The 16,211-nt window shown below is 56.7% G+C and carries 15 protein-coding genes and 1 tRNA gene; 6 read left to right on the top strand and 10 right to left on the bottom strand.

The window, feature by feature from the left end; genetic code table 11:
- Window positions 1-410 precede the first annotated feature (410 nt).
- The 7 genes from upp to ACRCJM_RS04720 all read right to left on the bottom strand — a co-directional run bounded on the left by upp (window position 411) and on the right by ACRCJM_RS04720 (window position 6,237).
- Complete coding sequence (upp, locus tag ACRCJM_RS04750) at window positions 411-1,049, bottom strand: uracil phosphoribosyltransferase (RefSeq protein ID WP_237207283.1); 639 nt, start codon at window positions 1,047-1,049, stop codon at window positions 411-413.
- Between the two features lie 226 nt (window positions 1,050-1,275).
- Window positions 1,276-1,366: transfer RNA gene (locus ACRCJM_RS04745), tRNA-Ser, on the bottom strand.
- A 65-nt stretch (window positions 1,367-1,431) separates the two neighbouring features.
- Window positions 1,432-2,085, bottom strand: a complete 654-nt coding sequence (locus tag ACRCJM_RS04740; RefSeq protein WP_431463998.1) for a TetR/AcrR family transcriptional regulator — start codon at window positions 2,083-2,085, stop codon at window positions 1,432-1,434.
- 109 nt (window positions 2,086-2,194) lie between these two features.
- A complete protein-coding gene (gene tadA, locus ACRCJM_RS04735; protein WP_431463997.1) occupies window positions 2,195-2,680 on the bottom strand; it encodes a tRNA adenosine(34) deaminase TadA in 486 nt (161 codons plus the stop codon).
- Window positions 2,681-2,698: 18 nt separating this feature from the next.
- The gene (locus ACRCJM_RS04730) at window positions 2,699-4,921 is read right to left on the bottom strand and encodes a RecQ family ATP-dependent DNA helicase (RefSeq protein WP_431463996.1); all 2,223 of its coding nucleotides are present in this window, start codon (window positions 4,919-4,921) and stop codon (window positions 2,699-2,701) included.
- The gene (locus tag ACRCJM_RS04725; protein WP_431463995.1) at window positions 4,921-5,658 is read right to left on the bottom strand and encodes a hypothetical protein; all 738 of its coding nucleotides are present in this window, start codon (window positions 5,656-5,658) and stop codon (window positions 4,921-4,923) included. Before ACRCJM_RS04725 ends, ACRCJM_RS04730 begins: the two co-directional genes overlap by 1 nt.
- A 72-nt stretch (window positions 5,659-5,730) precedes the next feature.
- On the bottom strand, window positions 5,731-6,237 hold the full coding sequence (locus ACRCJM_RS04720; RefSeq protein WP_431463994.1) for an asparaginase domain-containing protein: 507 nt from the start codon (window positions 6,235-6,237) through the stop codon (window positions 5,731-5,733).
- A 491-nt stretch (window positions 6,238-6,728) separates the two neighbouring features.
- Here ACRCJM_RS04720 and ACRCJM_RS04715 point away from each other — a divergent pair, with 491 nt between their 5' ends.
- From ACRCJM_RS04715 to ACRCJM_RS04700, 4 genes are all read left to right on the top strand, one after another.
- Window positions 6,729-7,301 carry a primase alpha helix C-terminal domain-containing protein gene (locus ACRCJM_RS04715; protein WP_431463993.1) on the top strand — a complete coding sequence of 191 codons (573 nt, stop codon included), beginning with the start codon at window positions 6,729-6,731 and terminating at the stop codon, window positions 7,299-7,301.
- 301 nt (window positions 7,302-7,602) lie between these two features.
- Complete coding sequence (locus tag ACRCJM_RS04710) at window positions 7,603-7,827, top strand: hypothetical protein (RefSeq protein ID WP_431463992.1); 225 nt, start codon at window positions 7,603-7,605, stop codon at window positions 7,825-7,827.
- 148 nt (window positions 7,828-7,975) lie between these two features.
- A complete protein-coding gene (locus ACRCJM_RS04705; protein WP_431463991.1) occupies window positions 7,976-8,290 on the top strand; it encodes a hypothetical protein in 315 nt (104 codons plus the stop codon).
- A gap of 149 nt (window positions 8,291-8,439) precedes the next feature.
- A complete protein-coding gene (locus tag ACRCJM_RS04700; protein WP_431463990.1) occupies window positions 8,440-9,279 on the top strand; it encodes a sulfurtransferase in 840 nt (279 codons plus the stop codon).
- 94 nt (window positions 9,280-9,373) lie between these two features.
- Here the strand turns inward: ACRCJM_RS04700 and ACRCJM_RS04695 are convergent, their stop codons facing one another.
- A complete protein-coding gene (locus ACRCJM_RS04695) occupies window positions 9,374-10,285 on the bottom strand; it encodes a 3-hydroxyacyl-CoA dehydrogenase (RefSeq protein ID WP_431463989.1) in 912 nt (303 codons plus the stop codon).
- Window positions 10,286-10,835: 550 nt separating this feature from the next.
- Here ACRCJM_RS04695 and ACRCJM_RS04690 point away from each other — a divergent pair.
- Together ACRCJM_RS04690 and ACRCJM_RS04685 are read left to right on the top strand one after the other, a co-directional pair.
- On the top strand, window positions 10,836-11,099 hold the full coding sequence (locus tag ACRCJM_RS04690; protein ID WP_326504144.1) for a hypothetical protein: 264 nt from the start codon (window positions 10,836-10,838) through the stop codon (window positions 11,097-11,099).
- A gap of 427 nt (window positions 11,100-11,526) precedes the next feature.
- Window positions 11,527-12,498, top strand: a complete 972-nt coding sequence (locus ACRCJM_RS04685) for a hypothetical protein (RefSeq protein ID WP_431463988.1) — start codon at window positions 11,527-11,529, stop codon at window positions 12,496-12,498.
- A gap of 801 nt (window positions 12,499-13,299) precedes the next feature.
- Here the strand turns inward: ACRCJM_RS04685 and ACRCJM_RS04680 are convergent.
- Window positions 13,300-14,166, bottom strand: a complete 867-nt coding sequence (locus ACRCJM_RS04680; RefSeq protein ID WP_431463987.1) for a hypothetical protein — start codon at window positions 14,164-14,166, stop codon at window positions 13,300-13,302.
- A gap of 301 nt (window positions 14,167-14,467) precedes the next feature.
- Window positions 14,468-16,211, bottom strand: a 1,744-nt coding sequence (locus ACRCJM_RS04675; RefSeq protein ID WP_431463986.1) for an LPXTG cell wall anchor domain-containing protein, incomplete at its 5' end; no start/stop codon positions are given.

Raw genomic sequence — 16,211 nt, 5'->3', positions numbered from 1 at the left:
AAAGCAAACCCCGTGTGCGGGTGGGCCTGCTGTCTACTTTTAATCATTGTCCGAATTTGTATTTAAAGCAAGTAATATTCGTGTATTTTTTCAACTTATCTGAGTCTAGCCTCTGGGTGGGCGTCAGCAAACATGAAAACTCTTACACCCCACGGCATACTTTTACACTCTAGGTTCTGAATAAAGCCTTGACACCCCCGGTTTTCTGCATATTTTTACCTACCGAAAAAACCAGACAGCTAGAACGCCTGAAATTCAAATGTCAATACCTTTTTATGAGTAAATCTCACCATGCAATTTATTTGCCATCACGTACCGGGCCCGCAGCAGGCGTCCGCCCCTACAAAAACAGGGGCAGCCCGCCACCTGGCGAGCTACCCCTAGGCTAAAGGCAGTGAGCTAAAAAATCCCTACTCAGCGACCCCGTAGAGGCGGTCACCGGCATCGCCCAGACCGGGCACAATGTAGGCCTTCTCGTTGAGGCGCTCGTCCTGGGCGGCCAGGAAGAGGTCGACGTTCTCAAGGCCGTCAACGCCTTTCTCAAGGGCCTCAATACCCTCAGGGGCACCCAGTACGCATACGCAGGTGATGTGCTCAGCGCCGCGAGCGCGCAGGAACTTGATGGACTCGATCAGGGTACCGCCAGTGGCCAGCATGGGGTCCAGCACATAGACCTGACGGCCGGTGAGATCCTCGGGGAGACGCTCGGCGTAGGTGACGATATCCAGGGTTTCCTCGTTGCGAGCCATACCCAGGAAGCCCACCTCAGCGGTAGGAATAAGGCGGGTCATGCCCTCTAGCATGCCCAGACCGGCGCGCAGGATCGGCACGATCAGGGGGCGGGGGTTGGCAATGTGCGAGCCGACGGTGGTAGCAACCGGGGTTTCAACTTCGCGGGGCTCAACGCGAATCTCGCGGGTAGCCTCGTAGGCCAGCAGAGTGACGAGCTCGTCAACAAGCTGGCGGAAAATCGGGGAGGGGGTGTTCTTATCGCGAAGAACGGTAATTTTGTGGTCAACCAGGGGGTGGTCCAGAACTTTAATACGCATAGTTAAAAGCTACCACTGGGCGCCAGTCCGTAAAGAGTTGCCAGCCGACGCTGTGTTCGCGAGTGCCGCATGTGGCGGTCGGTGCCACAGTTACAGACACGATTAGTGTCACTGCCTTTACGCATTTACGTGGTATTTATGTGCGGAAATGTTGCTGATGGTGTGTTTCGGGCATGAAAAAACCCGCCCCACCTAGCTTTCACTAGGGGAAACGGGTTTTTATCGCTGGCGGTGACGGAGGGATTTGAACCCTCGGTACGGGGTTACCGTACACAACATTTCGAGTGTTGCACCTTCGGCCGCTCGGACACGTCACCAAACTCTGGAAATTTTACCCTAGATACCCTGGTCACTCAACTCAGTGGGGCCAGTAGGCAGGGCTCTAGCCCTGGATGTAGCCGTCGATGGTGAGCATAGCCAGCTCGGCTCCCTCGTCGGGGGTGCGCTCTGCGCCGTGGCGGGTTTCGTCCATGGAGAGCATGAAGACCGCGCCAAAGATAATGAGGGAGACCCCCTCGATGGAGCGGTCTGTGCGCACGGTGTAGCGGGTAGCCAGGCGGCTAATGAGCTCGCGGATAAAGCGCATGATGTCTGCACGAATCAGGTCGGTGGTGGGCGACCAGTCGGCACCGGCCCGCCAGAGCTCTGATACCCACAGTCGGGCGAAGCCGGGGTGCTCGCTCAGGTAGATAATGGCGGCGTGCAGGGCGCTCCGCAGGGCTTCTCGGGGGTCGTCGTGGTTGCTGGCAACCGTGGTCATCTCGGCCAGCAGTAGCTTGGCACCGTATTGCAGGAGCTGGTCAATCATGGTCTTCTTCGACCCGAAATTGTAGTAGACCGTGCCCTTTGAGACCCCGGCCCGCTCCGCGATGTCTTCGACAGTGGTGGCGGTGGGGCCACCCTCGCTCATGATGTCCATGGCAGCTTCAAAGAGTTTGAGCTGGGTTTTGTTGGTGCGTCCGGGGCGGCGACTGCTCGCCTCGACCACCGGTGTTTGGTGTGCGTAGACGACCGCTTCTACCTGTTGTTTGGCCACGCCTGCCCCCTTACCGTATTTGAAAAAATAGTATTCCTTTTTCAAAGATACATGATTGTGGGGCGGCTGTGCAGTTTTCTGCGGGCGTTTTAGGGTAGGCCTTCCCCTACTACCGATGTTTTCTAAAGAAAGTAGTCAGCAGCTCGGCGCATTCGCTCTCAAGCACGCCGGGGTAGACCTCTACCCAGTGGTTGACTTTGCGGTCGCGCAGCACGTCGTAGACGCTCCCGGCAGCCCCTGTTTTTTCTTCCCAGGCCCCCATCACCACGGTGGGCAGGCGGGCCAGCAGGATAGCCCCGGCGCACATGAGGCAGGGTTCGAGGGTGACAACTAAGGTACAGCCCTCTAGCCGCCAGCTCCCCAGGTGTTCGGCGGCCTGCCGAATCGCGATGACTTCGGCATGGGCGGTAGGGTCGGCATCGGCTTCGCGCCGGTTGTAGCCGCGCCCGATCACCTGCCCGGCGGCGTCCACAACCACCGCTCCGATGGGCACATCGTCACTGGCTAGGGCCAGTTTTGCCTGATCGATGGCCTGGCGCATGAGGGCTTCGTGCTGTAGGTTGCGCGGACGCGTGGGCAGGGCGGATCGGGGCATGGTTCCTTCGGCGCGTGCTTAGTTGGTGAGGGCCAGTGCGTAGGGCAGGACGGCGGTCGCACCGGCTGCCCGCAAGGTACGGGCGGTGACGGTGGTTGACCAGCGAGAGTCAATTCTATCGGTGACGATGAGAACCGGGCCCGGGTTGGTCGCCAGATAGTCGGCTGCCGCCGGTGGTAGGCGGTAGGCGTTCAGTACCCCGGCACAGCGGAAGACGCTGTTGCCGCCGAAGTGGGCGGGAGCGTCCGCCAGTTCAAAGTCGCCCAGGTCGGCCAGGCGTCCGGCTGCGGCGATACCGCGGGCCAGCGAGGATGCCAGCTGCGGACGCACCGGCGAGGGCAGCCCAATAACGGCAACCGGGCGCTCTTCCCATCCCCATTCAGCCAGCACCTGCAGGCTGGCTCGGCCCAGGTCGGCGGGGACGGGGCCGTCCGCAGCCTGCCCGTCGGGGCCGGGGGCAAAAATCTCGCGCAGGCGGTTCCCCCAGCCCAGGTCGGTCAGGCGGGCTAGTGCCCGGCCCTCACTAGCGCGTTCAGCCTCGGCGATCTTGCCGCGCAGGGGCTTGCCGGTGACTTCATGTACCGCCTGGGGAACCAGGCGGTCAAGGCCGGTGGGCCACATGCCGCGCGGCTCAATGAGTACGCCCACGCGGGCCAGGGACGCCCCTGCCTGCTCGGTCAGGGCAGGGTTGAAGCCGGTGGGGTACCAGGGGCCAGCGCACACGTCGCAGATGCCGCAGGGCCGGGCTGTGGTGTCGTCGAGTTCGCGGGCGAGGAAGACCATGCGGCAGGTATCGGTGTGCTGGTAGGCCAGCATGGCTTCCTGCTCGCGCTGACGGGCCTGGCGCACCCGGGCGTAGCGGGGGGCGTCATAGTGCCAGGGGGCTCCGGTCGCCACCCAGCCGCGGGCGCCGCGTTCTACAGCCCCTTCCACCGCTAAGACCTTAAGGAGCAGGTCAAGAGAGGATCGCTTAACATCGACTCGGGTTTCGAGGGCAGGCACACTCAGTTCTGTGCCCGCAGCGGTTGCCTCGGTCAGCGCCGCCAGCACGGCACCGGTGTTTTCTTCGGTCGGCATCGAGGCGGTAGCGAAGTAGTCCCAGATTTCCTTATCTTCACTGCCGGGTAGCAGGAGCACATCGGCCTTAATAGCGCCACGACCAGCTCGGCCCACCTGCTGGTAGTAGGCCACAGCGCTGGAGGGAGCACCCAGGTGCACCACAAACCCCAGGTCAGGCTTATCGAAGCCCATTCCCAGGGCGCTGGTAGCGACCAGGGCTTTGACCCGGTTTTCTTTCAGGGCGCTTTCGGCCTCGCGCCGTTCGTCGGGGTCGGTTTTACCGGTATAGGCCAGCACTTCGTAGCCAGCGGCCCGCAGGGCTGTGGCGGTGTCTTCAGCCGCCGAAACGGTCAGGGTGTAGACAATGCCAGAGCCCGGCAGGCTGCCAAGGTGGGTGGCCAGCCAGCCCAGGCGATCGCTGGCGGTAGGTAGGGTAAGGACGCCCAGGCGTAACGAGTCGCGGGACAGCGGGCCCCGCAGAATAAACACGTCGTCAGTGGAGCCCGCGCTACCCTGCTGCCGGGTGCCGAGCTGCTCGGCGACATCCTGCACCACCCGCTCGTTAGCGGTTGCGGTGGTAGCCAGCACGGGAACGCCGGCGGGCAGGGCCGCGATCAGGTCACGGATACGGCGGTAGTCGGGGCGGAAGTCGTGCCCCCAGTCAGAGATGCAGTGGGCCTCATCAATGACCAGCAGGCCGCAGGTGCGCACCAGCTCGGGCAGCCAGTCTGATCGGAAGGAGGGGTTATTGAGCCGTTCAGGGCCTACCAGCAGCACATCGAGTTCACCGGCAGCAAGCTGAGCCCGTACGGCGTCCCACTCGGTCACGTTCGATGAGTTAACCATAGCTGCCCGCACCCCGGCGCGGGCAGCAGCCTCTACCTGGTCGCGCATGAGGGCCAGCAGGGGCGAGACGATGAGGGCGGGCCCGCTCCCCCGCCTACGCAGGAGCAGGGCGGAGAGGAAGTAGACCGCCGACTTACCCCAGCCGGTTCGCTGGATTACCAGGGCCCGGCGGCGCTGCTGCACCAGGGCCTCAATGGCCTCGAACTGGCCGGGGTGGAAGGTGGCGGCGGGGTTGCCGGTCAGGCGGGCAAGGAGCTCGGTGGCCTCGGCTCGCAGGCTCCCGGGCGAAAGGACGCCGCCCACGGCCGGGTCTGACTGCTGTTGGGGCAGGGGCACTAGCGCTGACCCCGGTCAGCGCCCAGGTAGGCCTGCTGCAGCTTCCACTGCTGGTAGGCCTTAATCTGACGCATGTAGGTTGAGACGGGGTTCTTCCAGACGAAGACCAAAAAGACGATAGCTAGCACGCCAGCGAGCAGATCTACCAGCATGGTCCAGTGGAAGACCAGAAGCAGGGTCAACGCACCCATGAGCAGGTTCAGAATCTGGAAGCTCGCCACGACGGTCAGAACGATACGGGCCCAGTTATGACCCTTGTTCATCATGATGGTGAAGAAGACGAGCAGGGCAGACCAGATAAGACCAAAGACCAGACCCATAATGAGACCGGCGGTGGCGAAACCTGTATCTGCACTCGCAGTTATCTCAGCCTCCGCCGCAGCGATGTCTTCTTCGGTCATCATCCCGCTGAAGAGGGAGAGGATGCTGTTGCTCGTTGCTTGCTGAATCTCCTGGTAGAAGATAGTGCCCAGAATAGACCCCAGAACACCCAGACCAATCATCACGTACATGATGAGGCTGGCGGTTTTGAGGGCCTGCGGGCGCTCGGGGGCATCCATGTGGGCGGGTAGGCCCTGGCCGTAAGCCTGGGCGTAGCCAGCGTAGGCTCCCTGCTCGGTATAGTGACCGGGCTGGCTTGCCGAGTAGGCCGGGGGCTGGGCCTGGTTGGGGTAGGTGGGGGGCTGCTGGGGCTGGTAGTTACCGGTGGTGTTGTCGTTGCCGGGGTACTGGCTCACGGGGTCCTCCTGGTCAGTGGGTGGCCGATGCTTATTTTAAGCCTACCGGCCAATAGCCCCGCTCACCAGGGTTTACGCGATTTCGAAGATGCCGCGGGCCCGGTCTTTTTTGACGGCTGAAGCGGGGAAGATACGGCCGCTCATCGAAATGTAGACGCCGGGTTCGAGCAGGTTGAGGGCGGCGACGGCTGCACCCAGGTTGAAGCTGGCGTCGGACTTTCGCATAGACGCCGGCTGCATGGCCCCGGTGAGCACAACTACCTTGTTGCCGAGGGTGGCGTTGGCTTCGAGGTAGCGGGCGGTTTCGGGCATGGTGTCGGTGCCGTGGGTGATGATGACATGGTCGTTCTGCACGGCGTCGAGGGCCTCGGTCAGCACGGCGCGGTCAGCATCAACCATATCGAGGCTGTCGAGCTTGAGCACGCTTTGAACCTCAAAAGCGGTATCGGTAAGCACGTAGCTGAGCAGCTCGGGTACTGAGGGTTCACCGATTTCGAGTTCACCGGCTACGGAGTAGACCTTGTCAAAGGTGCCGCCGGTGGTCAGGATGGTCACGGTTTCTGCGTTGTTGATGGGCATGGCTTCCTTGAGGGGTTGCGGGGTTTTGCTTCTCAGTCTAGTGGAGGGCCAAGCGGACGCCCGTGGCTGGCTCAGTGGGCGAAACGGTAGCTCAGCACCCCCGCAACTTTCACCAATAGCGAACAGGGTCGTGCGAGGGTTCGGTAAACACCAGGAAAAGTAAGGTGGGCCACAAAATTTTACCCCGAAAACGTCAAGTCTATACAACCTTAAAGTCGTCACCCGGTTATCGACATCGACCACATTTTCGCCGCAAATTATGTCTTTGATCTGCCCTCTGAAATCCAGCCCCACGCCCTAGTTTTTACCGCTCAAGGCGTACAAGCTTTCTGCTCATTGAGGGCGTCCTTCTGACAGCCAAAGCCCACTGTACGCCTATCAAGTTCGCGAGGGACGTTGCAGAGCTTCTGCGCCAGGTCCGCCAGGGCGATAACGCGGTGAACCCGCTACCCCCCTCCAAGTACCGTAATCCGCTCTATGAGGGTGCTGATGTGGTTTTTCTGGCTGACTGCCAGCCTTATGCCCTCAAAGCCTTCTCAGAGCCCCTGAGAGCCTTTCTAGCGACTGAAGACCCCCAGAGCCACCTAGCGCGTCCTACGCCGATTTGGGGCGAGTTAGAGGCAGGTCAACGTAACGAGACGATTTTTCAGACCATTCGGCGTACTGCCTACCGTGGCGGGGGCTTTGAAGCCCAAGCCTATGAGCTGCACGAACGGTGCAATCCGCCGTTAACCTTGTCTGAGGTCGCTGGAATCGTAAGGAGTGTTCAGAAGTTCATGCGTGAGAAGTACACCCCGAAAACAGGTTCCCAGGGGCGGGAGCCTATGCCTGATGCCTTGCGTGAGTTTATGGCTGAGATTGGGCGTAAGGGTGGCAGCCGAAAGACCGAGGCACAGAGCTATGCGCTAGCTAAAGGTGCGAATGCTTCTAGGGCTGTTCATAGCGCCCAGAGTATTGGGCGCAAGACACAAATTCAGGCTTTAAAAGAGGCCGAATACACACAGAAGCAGATTGCAGAAAAATTAAATTTAAACGTTAGAACAGTGCAGCAAGCCTGGAACTAAGCCTAGGGCGACACTTACGGAGCTTAATCAGGGTATTACGGTTCCGTCCGTCTGCCACGAGACTACCCTCACTCTGGTCCAGCCCTGCCAATCTGAAAAAGCCTCTTGACAACCTCTAGGAGCCGAGAGAATACTATGACTAAAGTCACACATAGCTCACTCTTAACTCCCCTCGGAGGCCCCCTATGAAAGCTCCCTACCGTGGTCTTGCTACCACTCTATGCATCGCTATCTCCGCGACCTTGTCTGCTGGGACGGCTGTCACGCCGGTTTATGCCAACCCGACCAAAGAGTTTATTTAGTGAAAAATAAGAATCTAATTTCCATTGTCGTTACCGTACTTGTCCTTGCTGTGCTTCCTCTTCCTCTAGCGTTGGCATTGACTGGCGTTGAAGGTATTTTGCACGGCTCTGCCGCTGCATTGAAAGAGTTTCTCGTAAGTTATTTATTCGGGTTGTTTACATTGCTTGTTGGGTTGGGCTGGTTCCTCTGGAATAGCCGTGACTCTAAGCAACAGAAAAAGTAACCGGATGACTTTATAAAGAACCGCATACCAACTCTTCAGAGTGGTATGCGGTTCTTTACTTTTAATGACCTGCCGTCATAGCTAGTGAAAACGACAGCGACGAGATAGTTACCCCCAAAGCACTCTTGCTAACCCCGTCAAGGTCTACGTGCTTATACACCTACCCAGTGCAGATATTCAGTCAGGCAGATATTCAGTCAGGCACCTGGGCTTCAACGCTGCTACCTCAACCCGCAGCTTCCTGGTCACCCTGGCCAACCCCATCAAGGTTGGTGAAACCCAGCTGGTTGCCAATCTCAACTTCGGTGATGGCCTCACCTCCGAAGGCCGCCTGCGCAACTACATCACCGTCACCCAGGTAGGCCGCATCGCCGGGGATACCTCAACCGGCAACGACCAGAACCGTGACTCCCGCGAGATTACCCTGACCGACACCGGCCGCAAGGCTACCGGCATTTTCTAAGCCGCCCAGACCCAAGCTCCGGTTGCCCGGCTAGTTGCGCCCCGATGTCCTTGCCTTCGATACGGCAGGACGCCGGGGCGCAGCCTTTCACAGGCAGCTGCCATGTCAGTAGCATGGGATGGTAACAACACCTCACTGAAAGGCTGATCATGCCCGAAACTTCCGCTCTTCATCTGCGCTTTCCCATCGTGGGAGCCCAGTGGCTCTCGGCTAATATCGCCGCCCCTAACCTGGTTATTCTGGACGCCTCAGTGGGCGAGTTCGCCGGGGCAAGCACGGGCATTCCGGGAGCCCGCCGCTTCGATATTGACGGACAGTTCAGCGCACCCGAAGGGGTACACACCATGCTGGAGGCCGCGGACTTTGAAGCTCAGGTACGCGCTCTGGGTATCAGCAAGGACGCCGCCATCGTGGTCTATGACCGCCAGGGCATGTTTTCTGCCGCTCGCGGCTGGTTTATGTTTGTGGCTATGGGGCACGACAACGTGGCCGTCCTTGACGGCGGCCTACCCGCTTGGGAGGCAGCTGGGTTCAGCCAACTCCCTCTCAACGAGGGGCCTTTTACTCCCGGTTCATTCGTGGCAGAAGACCGCGGCCTCTTCGTTGACGCGCTCACCACCAAGGCCTTTGCAGAGCGGGAGGACGCCGCCGTCATTGACGCCCGCAGCGCCGAACGCTTTGCCGGCACCGCACCCGAACCCCGTCCGGGTCTTCGGGCTGGCCATATTCCCGGCTCAGTCAATCTGCCCTTCACGTCTCTGCTCGATGAACAGGGGCGCTTCCGCGCCCCCGAAGAGGTGAAGGCTGCCGTTGACGCCGTCGCCGGGGATGCTGAGACCCTCATCTTCTCGTGCGGGTCTGGCGTCACTGCCTGTATCGACGCCCTGGCCGCCTACGTTTCGGGCTATACCGAGCTGGCTGTCTACGACGGTTCCTGGGCTGAATGGGGCGCAGAGGACCCTGCCGGTCTGCGCCCCGTTGAACGCTAACCGCATGGTCAACTGAATCCAACACTGAAAGCTGCCCGGGAGATCCTGTGTCAGGACCTCCCGGGCAGCTTGTGCAGAGGAGAGGGATTTGAGCTTACTGACCGAAGTTTTCAGTCCAGTAGTCGTTGGCGCCGGTGATGTTGCCGTCCTCGTCGTAGAGGTAGAAACCCTTGCGGTCGGCAACGCCACTGAAGCCAGCGTCGAGAGCTTCCTTGAGCTTGGCACCGAACTCGCGAACGGTCTCGTCGTCACTCGCTGAGGCAATATGGGAGGCGACGTTGAAGCCTACAGTGTCGTAGGCGGCGAAGGGACCGGACTTGGTACCGGTGGCGATGGTCCATGCCTTATCGATTTCCTCGGGGGTGCCTACGCCATTGACGTAGAGCTTCGCACCGGCGTCGAGCCAGGGAATGAGCAGGGAGTTCAGCAGGTAGCCGGGCTGTTCCTTGTGGACGTGGACGGGAACCATGCCGGTTTCTTCGGCGTAGCGGATGGCGTCCTTGATGTTCTCTTCGTCGGTCTTGGCGGTGCCCATAATCTCTGCGGTGTTGCGGATCCAGACGCGGTTGGCGTAGTGGATAGCCAGGAAGCGGTCGGTGTGGCCGCTGGCGTCTGCAAAGTCAGAGGGCAGCAGAGACGAGGTATTGGTAGCGAGCAGGGTGCGATCGTCAGCCAGCTCCCCTACCTTAGCCCAGGTTTCGCGCTTGAGGTCGAGGTTTTCGGGTACAGCCTCGATGACGATATCAACGTCGCCGACCGCTTCTTTGAGGTCACTGGTGGGGACGATGCGGGCGATGGCTTCGTCGAACTTTTCGGGGGTGTAGTCGGGAAGATCCTGTTCGTAGCCCTGACGGATCCAGGCCCAGCGGTCGGTTAGTTTTTCGAGGGCTTCGGGGAAGGCGTCGTAGGCAAATACCTTCTTGCCGTGCCAGGCTGCCTGCATGATGATTTGAGACCCCAGGACGCCGGTACCCAGAACAGCTACGGTCTTGAATTCGCGTGACATGGTCATCTTCTCCTTCGAAGTTGCATTTCATTGATGTAATAAATACTACGCCCGCTTACCCCAAAAGAAAAGCTTTACAGAGAAAATATTAAGGCGTGTGTCGCCTAGCACCCAGGGGATGCCCACACTTGTTCATACGCACAACATGTTCCACCCACCGTCAAATGTGGCAGCAGCACCGCCACATTTGGCGGCGAGTGCCACAGTTGGACGGCCGTTCCTTGACGAAGCCCAAAACATGCCCGCTCGACCCATACAGAAAAAGCACCTCACCTGCTTTACCAGGTGAGGGGCTTGTTTTGTGCGCCCTGTGGGGCTCGAACCCACGACCCACGGATTAAAAGACCCAATCTTCAGTCAAGTCCTGCAAGCAACCGTACTGCTGAAAAAATTATGCCCATAGTTACCTTCACCGGCGAGGAGAGATAATTCGCGGGCACATTGACTCCACTCAATCAGTCAAGGGCTTTAGCAGTAGCACGCTCACCCTCTTCAGGACACTGCCTCTCTTACCTGCACATCATACTGCCCCCAAACAAGGAAAAATCTCATGAAAAATACAACCTATACTCTCAGCACCCGCAAGCAGCCCCGCCATCACTACTCACCCATCGCTAGCTCTCCCAGCCATGAGGACCTTTATGAAGCAAAAATTCTTAGTTTATCTGGAGAGACTCTACATACTCTCTATTACTTAGCCCGCCCTGGCGAAAGCAATGCTCTCATAGCAAAGTTGGAGCAACTAGGCTATTCAGCACCTGAAGAGCTACTGCCACAAGAACAGCCCAATAGCTACCGCATCAGCAAGAGGTAATTTACAGCTAACTTTATAGACCTCATGAGCGCGTAGGAGCCTTTACTCACTGAAGCTTATACTCCCAAGTAGCATGAGATCACATCGTAATAATTAGCCATAGAACATTCAAATATTTATAACACCTAAGATTTGTTTCTATTTATTGAAGATCAAAGATAGCCAAATAGGCACACACAATACCTAGCAATAGCACCAGGGTTCAGATGCAAAGACTGGCGCAACACCCCAAAGAGCGCAAGGAGGAGGACGGATGGAAGCAATCGCAACTAAACGCAAACACCATACCCACCCCTACCATCTGTAAGTGAAAGCATCAAGCATATACGCATAGTTTGAGAAGAAAACATAAGTGTGCCTACTATCAAATCAGTCAGGCAGCTGATGAATGGCTCAGTTCACTCAACACAGATGAAAGGTACAAGCCATGAGATTCTTCCATAAGGCAGGTGCTCTCGCCCTGATTGTCTCAGGAAGTATAGTTACAGCACCAGTAGCACAAGCAACCACCATAGAGAGCTCACACCAGAATACTGACCGGCTCATTCAGGAGATTCTCGACAGCTACACCCCTGTCTCGTCCATGGAAGGACAGAAAACCGCTTTCGACCTCGGCTCTCCAATTCAAGAGATAACACAGGTTGGGGATCCGACTGAAGTCCAAGCCCCTGATACCAACAACCATTCCATAGATAGTCTCATTCGATTCGATGAAGAAGATCAACAGATTTCAACAAAGATAGGTGATGCTGCCTCCATCACGACAGGAGCAACAGAAACTGGAGCGCAGAGCGTCATCACGATTGAGTCTTCAAGCGCGCCTAGCGAGTACTCCTTTGATCTCGCGCTGCAAGATGGAACTTTCCTAGCGATGGATGAAGATGGCTCTGTTGACATCTCTAATGAAGACCAGCTAGTAATTGGGGAAGTTAAGAAGCCCTGGGCCTATGATGCTAACGGAAATCCCGTAAAGACTTGGTTTGAGATTGAAGATTCAACCCTGACTCAGCATGTTGAGTTCTCTCATGACACGGCTTTCCCTGTTACAGCAGATCCTGAATGGTGGCAGACTACAGGAACCGCACTGGCTTGTTCAGGAGAGATTGCCCTTATCGCAATACCTGGCGCCAAACTTGCAGCTGCCATTTCAAAATCTGAGAGAGTCATTAAAAACTCGAAAAAGCTTACTGAAGCATACGAGAAGCTAGGTGGCAAGATGGATCAGGTTGTTGATAAAATTCGAAAATACTTCTTCTCTAAGCAAGAGATCGACGATGGCGCCGCGGCCGCAGTTGAAGAACTTCTTAAGTACGGAGGCGGGACACTTGCGAACGCTCTTGGAATTGGTTCATGTTATCAGCTTGGTGTAGAGTTCTTAGGCTGGCCGTCCCTAGGATAGGGTTATTATGCTAATTATTGAGCTCTTCATATACGCAGCTTCTTTTCTGCTTTCAACGCTCACTCTAACCTCCTATATTCTAAGGGATAAGGTGTCTCCCGAGCGCCAAAAGGTTATTATCAAGAATCTTCCCATAATGATTGTTGTTACTTGCGCTACCGTTTTCCTTTTTATCCCCAATCTATCGTTCATACAGGAGTTCATAGGAACTATACTATGGTTTATTTTGCCAGTAATTATTGTTTCAAGCTTTTTATCATTTAGGCAAATAAAAAATCTAGAATAATATTTGCATAACAACATCTATTAATCAAATAAAATATTGCAAAGAATCCTCAGGGATGGAGATGAAGCTCTTGTAGGTATTTTAGATATTGGCTCTTGCTATGACCTAGGCGTTCAGTTCGCAGGATTCCCGGATATTTAATGATTCACCTCCTTACTATCGCAACGTTCTCTATTTTTGTCTCATATTGCTGGGGATTTACAAGCTTTCCCGCAAAAAGAAAAGAAAATCAGCATACACTCCTAGCAATTTTCTTCACTCTGGGGCTAGGTATCATATCGTTCCGGTATCTACCTACCCTGCATATAGTAGGTGAACCGTATCTTAAGTTTTTACTTTTCCTGGCTGTACCTGCTCTTGCCGGTGTAGCTACAAAGATTTGGTTCAACTCCCAGCTCACTGACGAGGCTCAGTGAAGTAAAGAGTGGCTCTCTCTGAAACTCAGAGAGAGCCACCTTCACTTTTCACAAGGAACACCCCCGGGGTGCCTCATAATAGTCTGCCCGCTTGCCCCTTTACTCTGTCGCTACAGGTGTCAATCCCACCCGCAGATTATCCGTATAGGGAAAGAGGAAAGTATTCCCCACACCCGAATCCCCCACAAAAGCACCCGAACAGCTCAGCAACCACGCCAGTTCGTCTGTGCCATATTTCGCCCATTCCTCCGGGGTCAGCTCAGCAGAGCCCCACAAGCCAGGATTAGTCTCAGTCTCTCCCTGCTTAATCGTGTCAATCACTATCACTTGGTACTCGCGCGTCACCCCGTCACTATCGGTGATATACACATGCGCGCACGTATCGATATAGTGCAACAACCCCCACCCCGAAAGCCGGTCATCCGGGAAATCCATATTCACATGCCCTGCCAGAACAGAGGCCTTACCCTTAGCCCCCAACGGCGCCGATAGTACCGACCGCTCCCCGCCCGGAGCAGACGGAATACCATCAGAAAACAACCCATCCGTGAAATACCCCGTAGCATACCCACCAGCCCCATCCGACAAAGACGGCACCACCCACGAACCAGGCTCAGGGATCACCTCGCCCAGCGCCTCACCCGTGCACCGGGCAGGTACTGGGTTTAGGTTCTTTACCTGCGGAGTAGAAAACTCAGCCGTCGGGTCAGTATTCTCAGCCATGAACCCATAGGCAGGCTCATAGTATTCTTGGCCGTCCTGCTCGAAGACCTCACCCGACGCCTCCGGGTGCCGTAGCTGATACGGGGCATAGACCTGCCCATCCTTGATAACCCAGCCCGAGAAGAACCCACCGGCCAACGCAGTGCCCACCACCAGCACTAGGGCAGCCAGCAGCGCAGCTAGTACCGCCCGCGCTTTCCGCCCAGTACCTACCATTGCCGTCATCGTCTTCTTCTGTGTCATTGTTCTTATTCCCCCTTTTTTTACCTTGCTCCTAGGTCTTCACCCCTTAAGGAAGAGGGGCGGTGAACCCTGAAACGAGTTCACCGCCCCCTATCAAAGGCCAGCAAAGCACCAGAACCTACAGCCTCCCTGCCCCTAGGCTCTCCCCCCCTTGGGTATCTATCGTGAGCAAAATCCCTCAATGACTCATTACCACACGTGTACAAAAGAATGGATTTAAATCAAGACACCCAGGGGGATGAGAGCGGGGGCAAGAAGAGAGCCAGTCTGTACTATGCCTCGCTGGCACACTCAAAGGGTGCTAGCTGTTCTTCTTTCGGGCCCCAGCCACCAGCGCCCACGCACCAGCACCGACAAAGCCAGCTAGCAGCACACCGCCAGCAGTCAACAAACCACTTACGGGGATACCAGCAACAGATGCCTGGCCACCGGTCTTAGCGCCCTCACCCTTGACCACAGCAGGAGTGCCAGGAGTGGGCACATCAGGAGTGCCGGGGTTCTCAGGGGTAACAGGAACAACCGGTTCAGGGGTGAAAGTCTTCACGGTGTTAGAGGTCAGCTCTTCACCGTTGTAGTTCTCCACAAAAGTGTTCTCGACCTCACCAGTGCCGATACGCTCAACCTGCATGTAGACGCTAAAGCCCTGCTCAGTTGCACGGTTAGCCTCTGACGACATCAGCTCAAGGAATGCCTCAGTTGCATCGTAGGTGACAACACCGTTCTCTACCTTCTGGGTGAAGTAACGGGTAATGTCCTCACCGGCATCGACCTTAGCGCCGTTCTCATCAACGAATGAGTGCTGAGAAAGAACCTTGAAGTTACCCTCGTAGGCGTCCTTTGACTCGTCCCAGTCATCAACGATTGACCAGGAATCGGTCAGGCCAGCGCGATCAGCAGGCAGAGTTGAAGAGTTCAGCTCGTAGTTAAAGACGGTGTTCAGAGCAATTTCAGTGCCGTCAATCGAGTCCCCATCCCCAACGTTGATAACAACGTCCTTGGTGGGGTTGATTTCCTTGAGCTTGTTCGCAACTGTTTCGGTCTGGGTGCGGTGATCGTTAGTGACCTGCCATGCGGTGTTGAGAATGTCCCCATCGGCGTTAGCGGTCACGGTGTAGGGCAGTACGTGGATGTACTTGTAGCCCATCGGCAGAACAACCTTGCCTTCGCCATCGGTCTTCATCATGGAAGAGATGCCTACAGCGCCGCCGTTGGTGAAGCCCTCGACCTCACCGTTGGTGATGGTGTAGGAATCGGTGACGTCCTTTGCAGAATCAAGCTTCACAGCAGCTGATACTGCCTCGGGGGTGGAGGTGTCGGTATCGCCGGGCACCTGGTAGACACGTACCTGGGAGGCGTCAACCTGACCGTAGCGCTCATCGAAGTCATCGACCATACCTGAGACCTTGATGGTGTCGGCGGTGTTTTCCAGGTTGGTGGTATCCTCAACCAGCTTGTAGGAGATAACATCCCCTACAGTCACAGCCTTACCGTCGATGTTGGAGCCATCGGTAGCTGAGGTATCAACCTTAGACGGGGCGATAACAGGGACGTAGTTACGGACGACCTTGGTGAGGGTCTTATCCTCGTTGGTCAGCTGGGTTGCCTGGTTGGTGAACTCGCCGGGGGTGGCGTCCTGCTTCACATGACCAAGCAGGGTAATGGTGTAGTCCTTGCCGACCAGTTCGGCAGGGTTCTTGGCCAAGATGGTGACTTCGCCGGTTTCCAGGTTCCATTCATCGGTGAACTGGTCAGAAGAAACGGTGTTGCCTTCTGAATCAACGACGGTGAACTCGCCGGTCGGGGCCCACTTGGTCTCATCGTAGTTATCGTACTTGCCCAGCTTGGTCACTTCGCTGGTGGTATCTGCCAGGTCAGCAGCTGAGAGGGTCAGCTGGTAGTTCAGTTCCTGGCCGGGTAGTACACGGGTGTTATCGACCTCTACACCCTCTGAGTTAACCACGGTCTTGTCGGGGTTAATCTTGGGCTCGTAGTAGGTCTTATCAGCGGTGAACTGAAGTTCATCGTTGACGATAGCGAAACCGGAA

Source organism: Rothia sp. L_38 (genome assembly GCF_050689125.1).
Classification (GTDB): Bacteria; Actinomycetota; Actinomycetes; order Actinomycetales; family Micrococcaceae; genus Rothia.
This window is presented reverse-complemented; position numbering and strand designations above follow the sequence as displayed.

What these genes read in the sequence shown, in the direction of transcription:
- upp (WP_237207283.1), bottom strand. Translation starts at nt 1,049, where the DNA reads ATGCGTATTAAAGTTCTGGACCACCCCCTGGTTGACCACAAAATTACC.
- tadA (WP_431463997.1), bottom strand. Translation starts at nt 2,680, where the DNA reads ATGCCCCGATCCGCCCTGCCCACGCGTCCGCGCAACCTACAGCACGAA.
- ACRCJM_RS04720 (WP_431463994.1), bottom strand. Translation starts at nt 6,237, where the DNA reads ATGCCCATCAACAACGCAGAAACCGTGACCATCCTGACCACCGGCGGC.
- ACRCJM_RS04700 (WP_431463990.1), top strand. Translation starts at nt 8,440, where the DNA reads ATGCCCGAAACTTCCGCTCTTCATCTGCGCTTTCCCATCGTGGGAGCC.
- ACRCJM_RS04695 (WP_431463989.1), bottom strand. Translation starts at nt 10,285, where the DNA reads ATGTCACGCGAATTCAAGACCGTAGCTGTTCTGGGTACCGGCGTCCTG.
- ACRCJM_RS04690 (WP_326504144.1), top strand. Translation starts at nt 10,836, where the DNA reads ATGAAAAATACAACCTATACTCTCAGCACCCGCAAGCAGCCCCGCCAT.
- ACRCJM_RS04685 (WP_431463988.1), top strand. Translation starts at nt 11,527, where the DNA reads ATGAGATTCTTCCATAAGGCAGGTGCTCTCGCCCTGATTGTCTCAGGA.
- ACRCJM_RS04680 (WP_431463987.1), bottom strand. Translation starts at nt 14,166, where the DNA reads ATGACACAGAAGAAGACGATGACGGCAATGGTAGGTACTGGGCGGAAA.